The organism is Paenibacillus artemisiicola (genome assembly GCF_017652985.1).
GTDB classification, from domain to species: domain Bacteria; phylum Bacillota; class Bacilli; order Paenibacillales; family Paenibacillaceae; genus Paenibacillus_Z; species Paenibacillus_Z artemisiicola.
The window spans coordinates 19446-38237 of record NZ_JAGGDJ010000051.1; the positions used below are offsets into that span (position 1 = coordinate 19446).

Sequence of the window (18792 nt, forward strand, 5' to 3'; positions counted from 1 at the left end):
GAAAAGGGCCTCCGCTCATCCGATTGCTCGGTAAACGGAAGCCCCGGTCACGTTCAATAACGTTCTATTCGTCTGCGGACGGACGCGGACGGCGCGGCGCGTCGGAGCGCCCTTCGCCGCGGCCTCTGTAGCCGCCACCGCCGCCGCCATCACGGTCGCGATCGCGGTTATACCCGCCGCCGCTGCCGCTGTTCGAACCGCGGTTGCCGCCGTAGCCGCCCCGGTTGCCGCCGCCGTAGCCGCCGCCTTCGCCGCGGCCGCGCGGGCCGCTGCCGGAACGGTTGCCGCCGCCGAACGGACCGCCGGAGAAGCGGCGTCCGCTCGTGCGCACGTCCGGTCTGCGTTTCTTCGCGCGGATCGGATCCTCAGGCGTCAGCTCGATGTTCACGTCTTTCTTCTCGCCCGTGATCAATTTGATCGCCGCCGCGAGCAGGTTGACGGAATCGTACTGCTCCAGCAATTGGATGGCAATCGCCTTGAACTCGTGGACGGACTCGCCGTCCATCGCTTCGAGAATGCGTTCCGCCGTTACGCGCTGCTTGCCTTCGATCGCTTCCGCGATGCTCGGCAGCGGCTTCTTGGCGATTTTGTGGCGCGTTACTTTCTCGATGAAGTGCATGTGGTCCAGCTCGCGCGGCGTTACGAACGACCACGCCGTGCCTTCTTTGCCCGCGCGGCCGGTACGGCCGATACGGTGGACGTAGCTCTCCGGATCCTGCGGCAGGTCGAAGTTGATAACGTGGGATACGCCCGAGACGTCGAGACCGCGCGCCGCAACGTCCGTTGCCACGAGCACGTCGATGCTGCCGTCGCGGAATTTGCGCATGACGGCGTCGCGCTGGTTCTGCGACAGGTCGCCGTGCAGCCCGTCCGCGGAATAACCGCGCTTCTGCAGCGCTTCGCTCAGCTCGTCGACGCGGCGCTTCGTACGGCCGAAGATGATGGCGAGCTCAGGGGATTCCATGTCGAGCAGGCGGCTCAGCGCATCGAACTTTTGGCGCTCGTGCACTTCGATATACGCCTGGTCGATCGTCGGCGCGCTCACCTGCGTCGGGATGACCGACACATGCTGCGGATCCTTCAGGAACTGATCCGCCAGTCTGCGGATGTTCGGCGGCATCGTGGCCGAGAACAGCATCGTTTGGCGGTCTTCCGGTACCAAGGAAAGAATGGACGTAATATCTTCCATGAAGCCCATGTCGAGCATTTCGTCCGCTTCGTCCAGAATGACCGTTTGGACGTCGTCGAGACGAATCGTCTTCCGGTTGATGTGGTCGAGCAACCGGCCGGGCGTTCCGATAATGATTTGCGGTCTCTTTTTCAACGCGCGGATCTGTCTGCCGATCTCTTGTCCGCCATAGATAGGCAGCGAACGCAAGCCTTTGTAGCGGGTCAGCTTGCCGATTTCTTCCGATACTTGAATCGCAAGCTCGCGGGTCGGCGTCATGATGAGCGCGACGATGCGGTCTTCCGTGACCGGGATTTTGTTGACGAGCGGGATCCCGAAGGCTGCCGTCTTCCCCGTGCCCGTCTGTGCTTGACCGATCAGATCGGATCCGGTAAGCGCGATTGGAATGGCTTTGGATTGAATCGGGGTCGATTCCTCGAATCCAAGCTCCGTAATAGCTTGGAGCACTTTGGGCTCCAGGCCGAATTCAGCGAATGTTTTCAAACTGTTTCAATCTCCTTCTATCTGCATCCTACAGAAAATATACAGTTCATTATAACACAGTTGGGTTTCAGAATACCAGCAAAGGCGGAAGGCACATACTAAATGTTATTCCAGCATGAAACATTCGAGGTGGCGACTGTCAATGAAAGCGTCCAGAACCGCAGCCGCGACGCTGCTCAGCGCGCTGCTGATCGCCTTCGGCTTCAACCAGCTGCTGATTCCCCACAGGATGATCAGCGGCGGCGTTTCCGGCATCACGATGATCGCGGGCTACGCGACCGGCCTCAATATCGGCTGGCTCTATTTTATTCTGAACGTTCCCATTCTAGTCTGGGGCTGGCGCGAGCTGGGCCTCCGCTTCGTCGGCTGGAGCCTCGTGTCCGTCGCGGCGACGACGCTGTTTTTGCAGCTCGTGCCGCAAAAGCCGCTTGTCTCCGACATCATGCTCGGCGCCGTGTTCGGCGGCGTCGTCGTCGGCTTCGGCAGCGGGCTCGCGCTTCGCTCCGGCTCCTCCTCCGGCGGCTTCGACGTCGTCGCGGCCATCGTGACGCGCAAGCGGGACATCTCCATCGGCATGCTCATCTTCGTGATGAACGGCTCCGTGATCGGCGCCCTCGGACTGATGACGAAGAACTGGGACGTCGCGCTCTTCTCCCTGCTCTCCATCTTCACCTCCGGGAAGATCATCGATCTGATCCACATCAACCACGTCAAAATGACGGCCTTCATCGTCACGTCGCGGACGGAAGCGATGCGCGAGTCGCTTATCCCGCTCTATCGCGGCGTCACGGTCATCCGGACCCGCGGCGGTTACACGAACGAAGAGAAGGACATGCTCATGACGGTCACCACCCGCTACGAGCTTAGCGAGCTGCGCAAAATCATCGCCGCGACCGATCCCAGAGCGTTCGTCAATATCGTCGAGACGGTCGCCGTCCTTGGCGAATTCCGCAAGCCGACGGTGTAGCCCACTCTTGCCTATACCCGCCGCGGCAGCCGAGACAAACATGGATTTTTGTAAGAGCACTAGGTTTTTCAAACCCCGACTGTTATAATAAGGCTATCCCGTCGTACAACAAAGTTTCGTGCCATACGTTTTACCCTCCATTACGATGAAAGGGTGATGCTTCATGGATATGGAAACGGTCAGGCTCGTACAGATTGTGGAGAAATTAGCGCCGGAATTAGTGCCTTTCCTCACGGAGCGGGAATTGAACCTGAATATCGTGCTGCGGGACGGATTGGCTTGGCTGGAACCGGAAGACGCGATGGAAATCGTGCAGCACAGCATATGCGAGCACCAGAAAGAAGTGCTCCTGCACTAAATGGACTGCTACCCATAAACCGGAACGAGAACAACGCGTTGTTCTCGTTCTTTTTTTGTTTAAATACATCAGTAAGGAGGCATTCGCGCTTCGTTTCGCGGCCGCGTCAAAGTTCGTACGAAATACCTCTGTGCCGCCTTCCGCGGCTGCCTTATAATCGAAGTGACACTGTTTGGCGGGGAGAGAATGCGATGGACGCGATCGTATCGGCCTTATTGTTATTGCTCCATGTATGGACGGGGACGTCCGGGGGCGGAGGAACGGAATCCGCTTCGGCGGAGCGGCTCGCGGCGAAGCTCCTGATCGCGCAAGCCGCGCAGCTGCAGCCCGGATTGGCCGCGCAGCCGGGCAAGACGCCGGACGCCGGGCCGCCTGGAAAGCACGAGACCGCCGGGGACGCCGGCGCCGGTCTCGTCAAGCACGATCCCCAGCCCGGCGCGCCGAAAGTCAAAGGCATCTACGTCACCGCGTACAGCGCCGGCGGGTCGCGGCTCGACTCGCTCCTCAAGCTGCTCGACGGCACGGAGCTGAACAGCATGGTCATCGACGTCAAGGACGATTCCGGCTACATTACGTACCCGACGACGAACCCGGACCTGCTGAAATACGGCAAGCCGCAAAAATTCATTCGCGACCTGCCGGCGCTCATGGCCAAGCTGAAGCAGCACGGCGTCTACCCCATCGGCCGGATCGTCGTGTTCAAGGATACGGTGCTGGCGAAGCAGCATCCCGAGCTGTCGTTTCGGCGCAAGGACGGCTCCGTGTGGTCCAACGGCAAAGGCGACAGCTTCGTGAACGCCTACCGCAAGGAAGTGTGGGACTATAATATCGCGGTAGCCAAGGAAGCGGCCAAGATGGGCTTCAAGGAGATCCAGTTCGACTACGTCCGGTTCCCGGAAGGGTTCGAGAAGAAGGCCGATTCGCTCGTCTTCGACAAGACGAAGGACTCGCGCGTCGATACGATCGCGGCGTTCGTGAAATACGCGAAAGCGCAGCTCGAGCCGCTCGGCGTACGGGTGTCCGTCGACATCTTCGGCTACGCCGCTTCCGTGCCGGCCGCCGAAGGAATCGGCCAAGACTTCGTGAAAATTTCCAAAAACGTGGACGTCATCTCGCCCATGATCTATCCGAGCCACTACGGCACGGGCTGGTTCGGCGTGAAGGATCCCGACACGAGCCCTTACGCCACGATTAAAGGCGCGATGAAGGACACGCACAAGAAGCTCGATCCGCTCGGCTCCTACCAGCCCGTCATTCGGCCGTGGATCCAAGACTTCACGGCAAGCTGGCTGGGCAAGGGCCATTATATCCCCTACGGCAAAGCCCAAGTCGACGCGCAGATCAAGGCGCTGCGGGAATCGGGCGTCGGCGAATACCTGCTGTGGAACGCGAACAACCGCTATACGGCGGACGCGGCCTATTAAAACCGAAAACGCTCTGCGAGCCGGGAAACGGAAGCATGCTCCGTATCCGGACTTGCAGAGCGTTTTTGCGTTCACTATCCCCGCAGCTTCGCGGCGAGACGCAGAAAAGACGAAACCGCGCGGTGCACCCGCTTCTGGACGTCGGGCGATTCCGGCGCGCCGTCGGGACTGAATTGGCGCTGCGCGCCGCCGACAGAGATCCACTCCGGCGAGTTGATGCCGTGCAGGTTGCGGACGATCGTCTGCATATGCTGCAGCGAGCTCACGCCGACCGCGCCGCCGGCGGAGCTGACGGACAGCACCGCTTTGTCGCCGAAATGATCGCCGCCGAGATAGTCCAGCGCATTCTTCAGCACGCCGGTGACGCTGCCGTGGTATTCGGGAGAGCCGATCACGACGGCGTCGGCGTGCAGTACCAGATCCATCAGCTCCGACGTATGCGGATGAATCTCCTCGTCATCGTCGTTATACAGCGGCAGCGGCTTCTCGCGCAGGTCGAATACGGCCGCTTCATGGCCCTCGTTCCCGATGACGTTCGCGATATAATTCAAGATCAAGGCGGTTGTCGATTCGCGGCGGGTCGCGCCGACAAGAATGGCAATGCGCATGCTCAATCCCTCCATCCATCCAACTTTACATACATGATAGTATGGAAAGTAATTCCGGTCAAGAGAAAATCGCCCAAGACGGACAGTTGCCTACAGCGGCTGATGCGGAATGAAATAGCCGCTGCCCGCCGACGTCCGCTTCTTCTCGACGATGGCCGCGGATTTCAGCGCCGGCTTCTTCACGTAGTGGCGCTCCAGCTGGCCTTCCACCTCGGCGAAGGCCTTCTCGTCCGTCTCGGCGAGGAGGATCAGATGGCCCGTTTCGTCCTCCAGCTCGATTTCGATTTTGTACAAAAACATGTCGGCACGCTCCCTTGCGCTTCGTATGGATGAGATCATCTCTGAAATATGGCGCTGCGGACTGACCACGATGCGGCATGCCAAAGCCCATCGTCGTTCCGCATGGCAAAACGAAAGCCTTAGCCGCCTCCTGCCGGCCTGTCCGGGCCGATACGCAGGCGATGCTAAGGCTTGCGGACCCGGACGCTTGCCGTCATTGCGACAGGCGCAGCGCCAGGTTGTAGAGCTCCATGTTGAACGGCTTCTTCGTGTTGACGACCCGGTCGATGTCCGTGACGACGAGCTCGTTGTTGATGATGCCGCACGCTTTGCCGGAATCGCCTTCCATCAGCTTGCGCACCGCGAAGTCGCCGAGCTGGCTCGCCAAAATCCGGTCGTTGTGCGTCGGCGAACCGCCGCGCTGAATATGCCCGAGCACCGTTACGCGCGGCTCCATGCCGCAGCGCGTCATGATGCCGTGGCCGATCTCCTCGCCCGTGCCGGCGCCTTCCGCGACGACGATGATGCTGTGGCGCTTGCCGGAGGCGAAATTCTCCTTCATCCGGTTCGCGACCATGTCGAGATCGTACGGCACTTCCGGCACGATGATCGTCTCCGCGCCGCTCGCGAGGCCCGCGTACAGCGCGATGTCCCCGCAATGGCGGCCCATGACTTCGACGATGGACGAGCGCTCGTGCGACGTCATCGTGTCGCGCAGCTTGTTGATCGCGTCGACGACGATGCTGACGGCCGTATCGAAGCCGATCGTATAGTCCGTGAACGGGATGTCGTTGTCGATCGTGCCCGGCAAGCCCATCGTTTTGATCCCGAGCTTGGACAGCTTGTTCGCGCCTTGGTACGAGCCGTCGCCGCCGATGACGACCAGTCCGTCGATGCCGCGCTCGCGCAGCACTTCCGCGCCCTTCTGCTGGCCTTCCGGCGTCAGGAATTCCTTGCAGCGCGCCGTTTGGAGAATGGTGCCGCCGCGCTGGATGATGTCGCCCACGCTGCGGAGGTCCATTTGACGCAGGTCGTTGTTAAGCAGCCCTTGATACCCGCGCTGCACGCCGTACACTTCCAGGCCGTGGTACAGGGCGCTGCGGACGACGGCGCGCACGGCGGCGTTCATGCCTTGCGAATCTCCGCCACTGGTAAGAACGGCAATCGATTTAACTGCTGACATTCTACTCACTCCTCTATGGTGTATCTCGGTTTGCATTGATTCAGTTTGAAGATTGCCGCTTGCGGATGACGACGCTGTTCCCCCAGAAGAACAGCCGCGTCAGCGGGCTTCTGCGCATCAGGCGCCGCGAGACGAGCCGCACGTCCTGCTGTCCGCTCACCTTCGGGTCGGACAGGTACAGAGCGATCAGCCCTTCGATGACCATGCGGTGAAACCGCGGAACCGGGAGTCTCGTGACGTCCTTGCGGGCGTTCTCGACGATCAGGCCGATCCGCTCCGTAAGCTGGCTTTGATTCGTATAATAATTGCAGAAGTTCAAATCGCCGCCGATTCGATCTTCCTCCTGATCAATCAAGTAATCGAGCATGATGTGAAGGCCGCACACGTGCGGAAAATAAGCGTCCCGGATGCGCAGCGCGTCCTCCGGCGTGCAGGCCTCGTCCGACGCCGCGAGGAACAGCATGAACATGCCGAGCGTGGAGCCGGTCGCGGCCGCGAATTCGTTCCACTGCAGATGCGGCACCCGGTGCCGGTGAGCCTCCCACCAGGCGAGCAGAGCCGGTTCGCGCAATTCTTTGGCGATGTGCTTGTAGACCTGCAGGTCCCCGTACAAGCCGACCAGCTCCGTCACGTGCGGCTGCACGGACGCATAGGACGGCAATTGCCTCACGCACGCCTGGCAGGTCGAGACGAGCTCGTGCAAATACCCGCCGTCCTCCCGTTCCGCCCGCAGCGCGTAATAGTCCCGCAGCGGCGCCACCGGATCGACGGCATCCAGCATGGATTGATGCAGCAGCCGGAAATCGTCGGCATCGAGCGACGTGCTTCTATCGCACAAATTGTCCAGGTAGTCGCTGATCGTCTGCAAGCAGACGATCAGGGGGACGAGAATATGGCGGCTGTTCAAATTCGCGGCGGCGTAGATGCCGCCGCCTTCGCAGTGAAACTGCTTGCTCGTCATGCTCGCTAACGCCTGCACGCGCAGTTCGTCGTCCGGAATGCGCTCCGCGATGACGCGCAGCCGAGCCAATTCCGCGCGCACTTCCGGCAACACGTATTTGTATACCCTGTACATGAGGGTAACGGGAGTCTTCGGCACTTGGCGGGTCTGTGCTGACAGGTTCATTCGTGGGTGCGCCCTCCTTTGATCCACTCCGCTGCTTCAGGAATGGCGCTTGTTTTCGATGTCTTGGTTAATGCGGTACCAGATGTGCAGATCGTTGATCCGGCTGGCCAGCTCCGCAATATCGGCATTGATGCCGCAGGAACGTTCGAAGTCTTCCTCCTCGAACAGCTCCGTCTGCTTGGCGTTGATGACGCGTTCGAATGCCATGACCCGGTCCGGAATCGTCCCGCGGATGATTTCCCACTGCGTGACGATCGACGTCCGTTCCGCTTCGCCGTACTGCTCCCATGCCAGACGAAGCGCCGGCAGCGGGATTCCGAGCCGGTCGTCCCATGCAAAGTAACGGTTCACGTCTCAAAACCTCCATCCACTAATGTACCATTTCATAGAGTGTAAATCCAGCGCGAAAACTTGTTCCCCCTATGAAAAACGGCCTACGTCCCGCAGGCGGCGGACCTACGCGGCGCCGGCCATGTATCCGGTATCATCGCGCTGCGGAGATTCTAGCGCGGAGAAGGAAAACGAATGAAAAAAACCCGACATCGCTGTCGGGTAAAACGTCAGGTCGATATTCTGTTCCATTACTCCATTATAAGAAGCTTCCGGAGGAAGCAGCCATCTTACAATTTGATAACGTTAGCGGCTTGAGGTCCGCGGTTGCCTTGCGTGATATCGAACTCGACGGATTGGCCTTCGTCCAAAGACTTGAAGCCTTCGCCTTGAATCGCGGAGTAGTGAACGAACACGTCTTCTCCGTTTTCAACTTGAATGAAGCCGTAGCCTTTCTCTGCGTTAAACCACTTCACTGTTCCTTTCAATGTAACAACCTCCTAAAAATGAGCGCCGTTAAGCGGCGGCTTCCTCCATTATATACCTAGTGGGAGAAATTTGCAATTAAAGGTTGACAAAAAGACCAAGCTCTGATCCTGGAATGAAAGGAAGCTCGGACGCATAGAAGCCCGGGGTTCCGCCCGCCTCGCGAACGGCGTCCAGAAGCGCGTCCATATGGGCATAAGGCGTCCACCGAAGCGATACGATCGGATAGATCCGGACGGCTCCGCCCCGCTTGCAGACGCGCATCATCTCGAGCACGGCTTCGCGGTGGAACCGTTCGTCGAACTGATCTTCGTACAGAAACAGAAAATGGCTGCACAGCACGAGATCGAACCGCCCGTCGGCGTATGGCAGACGCGGCAGGCTCGCGGCCGCATACCGCTCGGCCCGCTTGACCGGATCGCCGTAGTGAGCGGCAAAGCGCCTCAGCGACGCTTCCCGGCCCGCCCGGTGCCGGTCCAAGCTCCCGTAATAGCTGAAGTCGTACCGGTCCCGCAGCTTCTCCAGCTTCGCCGCCGAGACGGCGATTTCGCCCTCCGCTTCCCTCACCAGCGCTTCGCTCTCCAGCGCGTAACGGGGATCCGCGGCATAGGCGTCGATGCCGGCCGCCTCCGCGTCCGCGGTAAACGAGGACGCGCCTCCGGCGATGTCCAGCACGCGGCCGGCGGCCGGCCCGCGCAGGTCCGCGCCGAACATCCGCGCGTACTCTTCGAAGCCGCGGCACGTCACGGCCACGCCGATTTGCTCGTACCCTTGTTTCGTATTCATGCTCATCTCATCTCTCCTCGTCTCTTCTCGTCTCGACTATTCTCGACTCTTCCTGCTTGCGTCGGCCCGCGTCGCTCCAGCCTGCGAAATGCCGCAGCCATGCGCCCGGCCGCCATATTTTAGCATGCGCGGCATTTGATTTCTACCCCTGAAATTGGCTATCATGGGAAGATACTAAGCGCTTTATATGAAGGGATGGTCCTGATGTTCAAGAAGGTGCAAATTTATAAAACCGATAAATACAACATGCTCAACGTCGAGGTGCAGGGCAAGACGCTGATCGTCCGGGAAATCTCCGACCAATGGGGCGAGGAATGCCATACGTTCGTGAGCCGCCCGGAAATGCTGCACTGGGCGGAGAACCGCTTCCGTCCGGAGGACTTCACGGGACGGGAAGCGGAGCGCGATGCCATTCTCGACGGATTCCGTTCGATTTAGCCCGAACTTCCGGGCCGTCCGGGAGGAAAATGATGCCCGTTTAGCGAACATAACCGTATGTAAATTTGCATAGGTTGTGCGGAGGGGAGCTCAAAGTCAGGTGGATACGACATCGACGATTATTTTCATCATCGCGGCTTTTTCGCTGGGCGGCATTCTGATCATGCAGCGGAACAACGTTCCCGCGAACTTGCGCAGAGGGCTAGCCATCGCGGCCATCGTCTTTATCGCCTTTGCTTTTTTTCTAATCGTTTACAGTTTTGCCACGATGGGAACATAACGCAGAGGCGGCCGGGTCAAACTAAGAGGCACATTCTGTCAAAGGAGCGTGACCTCCGGCGTGAAATGGCTGCCGATCGTCCTGTCGTTCTCGCTGCTGCAGGGCAGCGGGGACAGCTTGCTTCCGCAAGCATCCTATGCCGATTCAACCGATTCACCATCCCACACGAAGGCGAGGAGAGTTCCTATGAACCACGTACCAAAGCGTTCCGAAACCGCACCCGAACACCGCTGGAGGCTCGAGGACTTATTCGCGGACCAATCCGCATGGGACAAGGAATACGCGCAAGCGAAGGAGCAAATGAAGGGCGTCGAAGCGTACCAGGGCAAGCTGTCCGATCCGGCCCGGCTGAAGGCCTGCTTCCAGCTCGAAGACGACCTGTCGCTGAAGGTCGAGCGCCTCTACGTGTACGCCAATATGAAGCATCACGAAGACACCGCCGAGCCGAACTTCCAGGCGCTGTCGGAGAAGTCGAAGAAGCTGAGCGTCGAAACGGGCGAAGCGCTGTCCTTCGTCACGCCGGAGGTGCTGAGCCTCTCCGATGAAGCGCTGAACGCGATGATCGAGAATCCGGACCTGGCGAAATACCGCCAGACGCTGGAAGAGATGCGCCGGCAAAAGGCGCACGTCCTCTCCAAGTCGGAGGAAGCGCTGCTTGCGCAGGTCGGCAACATCAGCCAGGCGCCGGGCACGATTTTCAGCATGCTGAACAACGCCGACCTCAAATTCCCGAAGGTAAGGGACGAGAACGGCGAAGAGATCGAGCTCACCCAAGGCCGCTACATACAGTTCCTGGAGAGCAAGAACCGCGAAGTGCGCGAGGGCGCCTTCAAGGCGATGTACGAGACGTACGGCAAGCTGAAAAACACGATCGCCTCCACGCTGAACGCGAACGTGACGAAAAACATTTTCTACGCGCGCGCCCGCAAGTATCCGTCCGCGCTCGAAATGTCGCTGTACGGCGACAATATTCCGAAGGAAGTCTACACGAACCTCATCGGGACGATCCATAAGCACCTTCCGCTCATGCACCGGTACATGGAGCTGCGAAAGAAGCTGCTGAAGGTCGACGAGCTGCACATGTACGACCTCTTCGCCCCGCTCGTGGACGAGTTCAAAATGGACATCACGTACGAGCAGGCCAAAGCGACGGTCAAAGACAGCCTGAAGCCGCTCGGCGAGGACTACTTGAACGTGCTGCAGGACGGCTTCGACAAGAGCTGGATCGACGTCTACGAGAACGAAGGCAAACGGTCCGGCGCGTACAGCTGGGGCGCTTACGGCACCCACCCGTACGTCCTGCTGAACCACAAGGACAACCTGAACAGCATGTTCACGCTGACGCACGAAATGGGGCACGCGCTCCACTCGTACTACTCCGATACGAACCAGGATTATCGCGACGCGCAGTACACGATCTTCTTGGCCGAGGTCGCTTCGACGCTGAACGAAGCCCTGCTGATGGACTACATGCTGAAGAAGTCGACCGATCCGAAGGAGAAAATGTACCTCCTCACCTACTACGCGGACCAGTTCCGCACGACGGTGTTCCGCCAGACGATGTTCGCGGAGTTCGAGAAGATCATCCACGAGCGCGCGGAAAGCGGCGAGTCCTTGACGCCGCAGGACTTCAGCAAAATCTACTACGACCTCAACAAGCTGTACTACGGCGACGGCATGGTCATCGACAAGGATATCGAAATGGAATGGGCGCGCATCCCGCATTTCTATACGAGCTTCTACGTCTTCAAGTACGCGACGGGCTTCTCCGCCGCGACGAGCTTCTCGAAGCAGATCCTCGAGGAAGGCGCGCCGGCGGTCGAACGCTACCTCGGCTTCCTGCAGAGCGGCGGCAGCGACTATTCCATCAACATTCTGAAGAAGGCCGGCGTCGACATGTCGTCGCCGCAGCCGATCGAGGAAGCGATGAGCGTCTTCGAAAGCCTGATCGAGCAAATGGAGCAGCTGACGAAATAACGTCCCCTGCACGCAAAAGCAGCGGCATTCCGGACCTAGGGTCCGGGAGTGCCGCTGCTTTTTTCGGTGTTTTTCAGGCGTTGGAATGCCGCGGGAGTTCGGCCGTCTGCGCTTCAGCCGTTCAGCGTGCCGGTCGGCGCCTTCAGCAGCAGCGTCGTTTCGACGAGCGACGCGACCGCGGCGTTCAGCCGCTGCGCGAGTTCTTCTTCGAGGATGTAGCCGCCGTCGTCGGTCTTCAAGATTTGCGAGTCGACCGCGTAGACGCCGGTTTCCACATGCTGCGCGTAGAGCGCCGACAGCAGCGGCTTCAGCGCGAAGTCGATCGCAAGCAGATGGGCGATCGTGCCGCCGATGAACAGCGGAAGCACGATTTTGCCGGTCAGCCCCTTCTGCGGCAGCAGATCGAGGAACGTCTTCAGCACGCCCGTATACGACGCTTTGTAGACGGGGCTCGCGATGACGACCGCGTCGGCTTCCGCCACGAGCCGGCTCGCCTCGGCGATCGCGGGGCTGTCGAAGCGCGCGCCGATGAGGTCTTCGGCGGGCAGCGAGGCAACGTGCAGGTCGACGACCTCCCAGCCGAGCGAGGTCAGCTTCTCGGTCGCGTACAGCGTAATGCCGTTCAGACGGGATACCGGATTCGGGCTTCCGGAGATGATAATGGCTTTTGGCATAAGGAATGGTTCCTCCTTGTCGAGCAAGTTAATGGCTTCATTATACACATCTAATTCCTACCCGTAAACTATGAATTGATCGAAAGCCGGTGGGCCGGCTTAGGCCGCCGTCATGGAAACGGCCGCTTCCGCGCGAATCGGGAAGCGGCCGTACCAATGACGATTGGCAGGACAACGGACGATTAAAGCGTCCTTTACGATTCCGGCGGGTAGATGATGATCCGCCCTTCTTCTTTCTCGACCCGTACTTTGTTCTTCTCTTTAAATTCGTCCGCCTGCAGGTAGGTGGACGGAATTTGCAGCCGTCCCGCCCTGTCGATGACGGCGTATTCGACGTGGCTCTCTTCCTCGAGGGCCGCCCCGTTCTCGAGCGCGGCCAGCTCCTCCGCGTACGACTGGCGCCGGATGATCTCCGAGGACGTCTTCCCGTCGCGGATCGCGACGACGCGGTCCACCTTCCGGGCGAGCAGCGGGTCATGCGTGACGATGACGATCGTGATGCCGATGCTGCGGTTCAACTGGCGGAACAGGTCGAGGATCTGATTCGACATCCGCGTGTCCAGCGAGCCGGTCGGTTCGTCGGCAAGCAGCAGCTTCGGCGAATTGGAGAGCGCGATGGCGATGGCTACGCGCTGCTGCTCGCCGCCCGAGAGCTCGCTCAGCCGGTTCTTGATGCGGTGGCCGAGGCCGACGGCGTCGAGCAGCTCCAGCGCCCGCATCCGTTTGGAGCGGCCCTTGAGCAGCATCGGCAGCTCCACGTTCTCGAGGGCCGTCAAGTACGGAATCAGGTTCCGCGCGTTGTTCTGCCAGACGAAGCCGACCGTCTCCCGCTTGTAGGCGACGAGGTCGCGCTCCGTGAATTTGAGCAGGTCCTTCTCGTCCACGACCAGCCTGCCCGCGGACGGCCGGTCGAGTCCGCCGAGCATGTTGAGCAGCGTCGATTTGCCGCTGCCGCTGTTGCCGATAATCGCCATCAGCTCGCCGGCTTCCACGTGCAGGTCCAAGCCCTGAAGGGCGACGACCTCCAGATCGTCGGTCTTATAGATTTTCACAAGCCCGTCGCAATGGATCATCGCTTATTCCTCCCCTAGCTTCAGCGCTTGCGTAATCTTCATGCGCGAGATCCGGACGCCGAGCACGGCCAGCCCGATCGCGAGCATGAGGCCGACGACGCCGTACAGCTGCGCGTAATCGCTGAGCCGGCGCACGATTTCGAACGGCGGCACCTGGTCCGTCGCGTTGAACGACAGCTGGAAGAGCGGCACGAACAAGCTGCTGACGGTGTTGCCGATCACGACGCCGAAGAGGATCGCCGCCGCCGAGGTCAGGGCCTGCTCGCTCAGCAGCATGCCGATGATTTGCCGGAACGAGATGCCCATCGCCCGCAGGATGCCGAACTGCAGCGTTCGGCCGGACAGCGTCAGCACCCAGAACAGCAGGAAGCCGAAGAAGCTGATCAGCATCGAGATGACGAAGCCGAGCGTCATGACGCCGTTGATCGCCAAGCGGAACGGGTCGTTGTTGGACCGGATGAGCAGCTGGTTCGCGTCGACGAGCTTCTCGATCGGAATGTCCTTCTTGATCAGATCGTCGTAGATGACCTTGCTGCCGGCTCCTTCCTTCAGCTTGATCCAGACGTCGTACGGCTCGAGCGCCAGATGGTTCTGGATGTACGGCAGCTGGCCGACGATGAGATTGGGCAGCCGGACCTCCGGGTCGTCGGCGTCGCCCGAGACCGGCAGCGGGCTCCAGCCCGGCCAATAATCGACGATGCCGTAGACGATGAAGTCGGCGCCGTCGAGCCCTTCCCACTTCGCCGAGATCGTGTCGCCCGCCTTGACGCCGTACTGCTTCGCCATCGAGCGCGAGACGAGCACCGCCTTCGGGTTGGTCGAGAGCAGATTCAAATAGCTGTTGAGCGGATACTGCAGCAGGCCGCCGCGCATCCACGCCACGTGGCCGAAGTCGTACGGATCGATGCCGTACAGCGTCGCCGCTCCGCTCTGGCTGCCCGCGGAGAAGCTGGCGTCGTCCTTGCGGAAGACGCGCGCGGCGGCGTCCACGCCGGCCAGCTCGGTCATCGTAATGAACGACGGCTCGGTATACGTGACGACCTTCGGCGCCGCGGCCGTTTCCTCCTGCGGCTGGCCCGGCGCGCCGGACGGTCCCGGCGGCGGCTTGTCGTTGTCCCAATGCACGGACAGCTGGATGTCGGAGCCGGTCGTGTATTGGATCCGGTCCTCCATGTTGCCGTTGATCGTCCGGGCGGCGTTCGCGCTGAACAGGCCCGTCGCGACCGTCATGATCAGGAATACCTTGATGGTCAAATACTGCGACGAAGAGCGGCTGATCTGCAGCAGCGTGGAGTAGAGCGCCGGCGTCCACCATTTGCGGCCGATCCAGAACACCAGCTTCACGAACCACGGATACACGCGCAGAATGAGCAGCCCCGCGCCCAGCGAGAACAGCGCCGGCATGAAGAAGATGAGCGGATCCACCTGAATCGAGGTCGGGTCGAGCGCGAGCGCCTTCAAATTGGACAATTGATTGTTGAACCGGCTCAGGAAGTAGACCGAGACCACGAGCAGGATGATGTCCGCGCCGATCAGATGCCAGAACGACAGCTTCGTGAGCCGCGCCATCCGCTGCTTGTGCCCGACGATCGTGACCCGCGTCGCCAGAAGCGCCGGAATGAGTATGAGCACGATGGAACCGCCGATCGCGGCGGCCGCGATTTTGTAGGCCGTGCTGTTCAGGACGACGTCGAGCGAAGCCCGCTGGACGAATTCCAGGAAGCCGCTGGACGCGCCGAGAATCTTCGTGAAGAACACGCCGACGAACGGCCCCGCCGCGAGCGCCAGCGCCCCTAGCAGCAGGCTCTCGATCAGGAACACGGTCATGATCTGCAGGCGGCTGGCGCCGCGGCTGCGCAGAACGGAGATTTCCGTCTTCTGCCGGTCGATGATCAGATTGGCCGCCATGAAGAGATAGAACGCGAGCATGAACATGACCGGCGAATAGAGCGACCAGAGCATGAGGTTCAGCTTTTCCTTCTTCTCCGTGTAGGTGGCGATCGGATTCTTGGCCGGCATGTCGGCGTTCCCGATGCCGATGCGGGTATTGAAATAATTATTGATCGCGTTGAACTGCGACACGTACGTATCGATGCGGTCGATGTTCATCTGCGAATAATCGAGCGAATACTGCCAGCTCAGCAGCGACAGCTTCAGCGGACCGGGGTTCTCGACGAAGTCGTGATTGAACTCGTCGAACGGGATATAGAACGACGAACTGCCCTCCAAGCTGAATTGGTCGTAAGCGTTCGCCGCGTTCGCTTCCACGATGCCGACCGGAATGATGCGCACCGTCGCGCCGGTATCCTTGTTCGTGTACACCAGCTCGCTGCCGAGGTCCCGCTTCAGGTCGATGATGAACTTCTGCGTGACGACGGCCTCGTACACGCCGTCCGTCCGGTTCGGGTTCGGCAGGCGGCCGTCGATGACCTTCACGCGCTTCTCGAGGTCCGAAACGGTCCGGAAGCTGCCGGACACCGTCATTTCTTTCTTTTCTTTCTCCGTCGCGTCCGCCGGCAGCACCCTGAACGACTGGGTGGCCCGCATGACGATATACGCCTGCACGTCCAATCCCATCCGCTTCGGAGCGTCCGCCATGTAACGGTCCGCCTTCCGGATCAGCGACAGCTGCGTGCCGAATTCACGCCCGCCCGAGACGGACGTCGCCGCCCGCAGCAAGCCCGGGTAAATATTTTGGTCGCTTTGCAGCTGCTGCAGCTCCTTGAACAACGTGCGCTGCAGAATCGCGTGCGAGTACAGCGGCATGGAGCTGAACAAGGCGACGCACAGCGTCAGCCCGAACCACAGGTTCAGCTGCAGCCAGCGGTTTTTGGCCATTTTCCGAAAGATCATCGTCAATAATGCCATCGAATGGATTCACCTCTTCTCGCCTAAGCCGGGATCAGTTATTCAAAATGACCTTCATGCCTTCGTCCAATCCCTTCACGATCTCGACGTCCGTCTGGGTCATGAGACCCGGCTCCACGTCGACCTCCTTGCGCCGGTCGCCGTCGGCCACCTGCACGTACGTGCGGCCCAAATACGTCCGCAGCCCGCTGCGCGGAATGACGATGACGCCGGTCTTCTTCTCGAGGCCGATGCGAATGTCGACCGACTTGCCGAGCTCGAGCTTCGCGGACTTGTCCGTCACGCCGACGTACAGCATCTTCGTGTTGCGCTCGTCGACGTCCTTGTTCCCGGTGAGCGGCGCGTCGAGCGGCGCTTGAAGCACCTTGCCCGTCGTTTTCTTGCCGTCCACGGTCACTTCGACCGGCATTTCGCGTTCGATGCCGGAGATGACCTTCGGATCCTCCGCCGTATAGACGAGCTGCGTCTGCGTCGGATCGGCGATCGTCACGAGCGGCGTGTAGCCGTTGATGCCGTCGCCCGACGACTTGGCGTCCGCATAGGCGATGACCCCGGCGATCGGCGCGACCAGCTTGGCGGATTCCAGCTGATCCAGCATGGAATCGAGCGTCAGCTGCTCGCGTTCGACGTCGATTTGCTTCAAGCGAAGATCGGTGCCCTCGATGCCGTCGCGCTTGGCGGCGTTCAGCGTGATCCGGGCCCGCTCCAGGTTCAGCTTCTGAAGCTGCACGCGCAGGTCCAGATCGCCCCGGTCGAGCTCGGCGATCAGCTGGCCGGCTTTCACGACGTCGCCCTGCGATACGTGAAGCGTCTTCAGGCGTCCGCTTTCTTTGTAATACAGCGGCACCGTATGGCTGGACGCGACCACGGCCGTGCCCGAGAAATATTTCTCGATCGTGCCTTTCTTGACGTCGACGGCGTCGATCTTTTCCTCGGCCGGCTTGATCAAAGGCGGCTGCAGCGTCGTCTGCTGCGTCGGCAGCAGGGAGCAGCCCGACATCAGCGAGGCGGCGAACATCAGTACGGCGGCTTGCTTGGCAAGCTGCTTGCGTCGGCGATTAGGCGTTTGGCTCTGCGACAATCTCTCCATCCTCCAGTGCAATGACGTGATCGACAATTTCCATAATGCCGGGATCGTGCGTCGTCATGACGATCGTCATGCCGAGGTCCTCGACGAGATCGCGAAACACTTTGATGACCTGAAGCCCCATGCGGCTGTCCAGCTCGGCGGTCGGCTCGTCCGCCAGCAGCAGCGCCGGCCGGTGCGCGATCGCCCGCGCGATCGCCACGCGCTGCTGCTCCCCGCCGGAGAGCTCCGGCGGCCGGTGCTTCATCCGGCTCTTCATGCCGACCCAATCCAGCGCCTGCTCCGCCCGCTCCTTGTGCAGCGAGGGATCGCTGCCGGCGATGCGCAGCCCGAACTCCACGTTCTCGTACGCCGACATGAGCGGAATCAGCCCGAAGGCTTGAAATACGAGGCCCAAATGCGTCCGGCGCCAGGTGCTCCGCTGCTTCTCCGGCAGCTCGGAGATGATTCGCCCGTCGTAATAGACTTGTCCTTCCGTCGGCTGGTCCAGCGCCGCCAGCAGATTGAGCAGCGTCGTCTTGCCGGAGCCGGAGCGCCCCTTGAGGGCGATCATGGAGCCCGGTGTGATCGCGAGATCGATATTTTTGACAGCGGTTACAGCATTGTCGCCGCGCCCGAACACCTTCTTGACGTTGACGGCCTTGAGCAGAGGCTGCGAGATCGGCGATTCCGCCGCTACATTCGTCACGATTCGGTCATTCCCCTTCCGCGTCTGTCCTATGAATTCGCTTTCATCAAGAGAGTTATTTGTAAATTTTTTCTATCAGAGTTAGGATACTAGGGGATTGTCCCCCCTGTCAACCGGCATCCTTTTACTTTTAGGGGGGTAAAACGATGGGAATTGGGGTTTGAGCCGCGCGCGGGGCGCCGAGCCGGAAAGCGAGGGGCTGCTTCGGCCCGGATTGAACCGGAAGCGCGGCGCGCTTCCGGCCGACGCCTCAGGCGACGGCGCAGCCGATGGCCCACGCCAGCAAGCCGGCGACGGCCGAGGACGCGAAGTTGACCGCGTCGTTGGTCATGAAGGCGAAGCCGCGGATCCGCTCGGCCGGCGCGCCGCAATGCACGGCGCGCTCCGTCTCGCTGCCGCAGGCGCGGCAGCGGTACATCGCCTGCGCGGTCGCGCCGAGCGCCGAATCGGCGAAGGCGCCGGCCGTGCCCGCGGCGGCCGCGGCGGCC

Annotated in this window: 20 protein-coding genes; 6 read left to right on the plus strand and 14 right to left on the minus strand. The window is 60.7% G+C overall.

Annotation, left to right across the window (positions count from 1 at the left end):
• Positions 1-64 precede the first annotated feature (64 nt).
• Positions 65-1672: a degradosome RNA helicase CshA gene (cshA, locus tag I8J29_RS29085; RefSeq protein WP_208850828.1), complete on the minus strand. Its 1608-nt coding sequence runs from the start codon at positions 1670-1672 to the stop codon at positions 65-67.
• A gap of 142 nt (positions 1673-1814) precedes the next feature.
• Between cshA and I8J29_RS29090 the strand changes: the two genes are divergently transcribed.
• The 3 genes from I8J29_RS29090 (at position 1815) to I8J29_RS29100 (ending at position 4421) form a co-directional block, all read left to right on the plus strand.
• The gene (locus I8J29_RS29090) at positions 1815-2639 is read left to right on the plus strand and encodes a YitT family protein (RefSeq protein WP_208850829.1); all 825 of its coding nucleotides are present in this window, start codon (positions 1815-1817) and stop codon (positions 2637-2639) included.
• A gap of 163 nt (positions 2640-2802) precedes the next feature.
• Positions 2803-2997 (plus strand): hypothetical protein, encoded by a 195-nt coding sequence (locus tag I8J29_RS29095; RefSeq protein WP_090640946.1) that lies wholly within the window; start codon positions 2803-2805, stop codon positions 2995-2997.
• Between the two features lie 191 nt (positions 2998-3188).
• The gene (locus I8J29_RS29100) at positions 3189-4421 is read left to right on the plus strand and encodes a putative glycoside hydrolase (protein ID WP_208850830.1); all 1233 of its coding nucleotides are present in this window, start codon (positions 3189-3191) and stop codon (positions 4419-4421) included.
• 74 nt (positions 4422-4495) lie between these two features.
• Here the strand turns inward: I8J29_RS29100 and I8J29_RS29105 are convergent, their stop codons facing one another.
• From I8J29_RS29105 to I8J29_RS29135, 7 genes are all read right to left on the minus strand, one after another.
• Positions 4496-5029, minus strand: a complete 534-nt coding sequence (locus I8J29_RS29105; protein ID WP_208850831.1) for an NADPH-dependent FMN reductase — start codon at positions 5027-5029, stop codon at positions 4496-4498.
• Positions 5030-5119: 90 nt separating this feature from the next.
• The gene (locus I8J29_RS29110; protein ID WP_208850832.1) at positions 5120-5329 is read right to left on the minus strand and encodes a DUF3906 family protein; all 210 of its coding nucleotides are present in this window, start codon (positions 5327-5329) and stop codon (positions 5120-5122) included.
• Positions 5330-5522: 193 nt separating this feature from the next.
• On the minus strand, positions 5523-6491 hold the full coding sequence (gene pfkA, locus I8J29_RS29115) for a 6-phosphofructokinase (protein ID WP_090640940.1): 969 nt from the start codon (positions 6489-6491) through the stop codon (positions 5523-5525).
• 40 nt (positions 6492-6531) lie between these two features.
• Entirely contained in the window at positions 6532-7617 is a 1086-nt protein-coding gene (locus I8J29_RS29120) for a tetraprenyl-beta-curcumene synthase family protein (RefSeq protein WP_208850833.1), read from the minus strand.
• 36 nt (positions 7618-7653) lie between these two features.
• Positions 7654-7968: a hypothetical protein gene (locus tag I8J29_RS29125; RefSeq protein ID WP_208850834.1), complete on the minus strand. Its 315-nt coding sequence runs from the start codon at positions 7966-7968 to the stop codon at positions 7654-7656.
• Positions 7969-8237: 269 nt separating this feature from the next.
• Entirely contained in the window at positions 8238-8435 is a 198-nt protein-coding gene (locus I8J29_RS29130) for a cold shock domain-containing protein (RefSeq protein ID WP_090640936.1), read from the minus strand.
• Between the two features lie 76 nt (positions 8436-8511).
• Positions 8512-9219 carry a methyltransferase domain-containing protein gene (locus I8J29_RS29135; RefSeq protein WP_240546567.1) on the minus strand — a complete coding sequence of 236 codons (708 nt, stop codon included), beginning with the start codon at positions 9217-9219 and terminating at the stop codon, positions 8512-8514.
• Between the two features lie 204 nt (positions 9220-9423).
• Here I8J29_RS29135 and I8J29_RS29140 point away from each other — a divergent pair, with 204 nt between their 5' ends.
• From I8J29_RS29140 to pepF, 3 genes are all read left to right on the plus strand, one after another.
• Entirely contained in the window at positions 9424-9657 is a 234-nt protein-coding gene (locus I8J29_RS29140; RefSeq protein ID WP_208850836.1) for a hypothetical protein, read from the plus strand.
• A 100-nt stretch (positions 9658-9757) separates the two neighbouring features.
• Entirely contained in the window at positions 9758-9937 is a 180-nt protein-coding gene (locus I8J29_RS29145) for a hypothetical protein (RefSeq protein ID WP_208850837.1), read from the plus strand.
• 186 nt (positions 9938-10123) lie between these two features.
• Positions 10124-11914 (plus strand): oligoendopeptidase F, encoded by a 1791-nt coding sequence (pepF, locus tag I8J29_RS29150; protein WP_208850838.1) that lies wholly within the window; start codon positions 10124-10126, stop codon positions 11912-11914.
• A gap of 113 nt (positions 11915-12027) precedes the next feature.
• Here the strand turns inward: pepF and ssuE are convergent, their stop codons facing one another.
• The 6 genes from ssuE to I8J29_RS29180 form a co-directional block, all read right to left on the minus strand.
• Entirely contained in the window at positions 12028-12588 is a 561-nt protein-coding gene (ssuE, locus tag I8J29_RS29155) for an NADPH-dependent FMN reductase (protein WP_208850839.1), read from the minus strand.
• A 194-nt stretch (positions 12589-12782) separates the two neighbouring features.
• Positions 12783-13661: an ABC transporter ATP-binding protein gene (locus tag I8J29_RS29160; RefSeq protein WP_090640930.1), complete on the minus strand. Its 879-nt coding sequence runs from the start codon at positions 13659-13661 to the stop codon at positions 12783-12785.
• Between the two features lie 3 nt (positions 13662-13664).
• The gene (locus tag I8J29_RS29165; protein ID WP_208850840.1) at positions 13665-16529 is read right to left on the minus strand and encodes an ABC transporter permease; all 2865 of its coding nucleotides are present in this window, start codon (positions 16527-16529) and stop codon (positions 13665-13667) included.
• Positions 16530-16563: 34 nt separating this feature from the next.
• Positions 16564-17610, minus strand: a complete 1047-nt coding sequence (locus I8J29_RS29170; protein ID WP_208850841.1) for an efflux RND transporter periplasmic adaptor subunit — start codon at positions 17608-17610, stop codon at positions 16564-16566.
• Positions 17588-18304 carry an ABC transporter ATP-binding protein gene (locus tag I8J29_RS29175; RefSeq protein ID WP_338113313.1) on the minus strand — a complete coding sequence of 239 codons (717 nt, stop codon included), beginning with the start codon at positions 18302-18304 and terminating at the stop codon, positions 17588-17590. Before I8J29_RS29175 ends, I8J29_RS29170 begins: the two co-directional genes overlap by 23 nt.
• Before the next feature lie 250 nt (positions 18305-18554).
• On the minus strand, positions 18555-18792 hold a 238-nt coding region (locus I8J29_RS29180), incomplete at its 5' end, for a DUF92 domain-containing protein (RefSeq protein ID WP_208850842.1).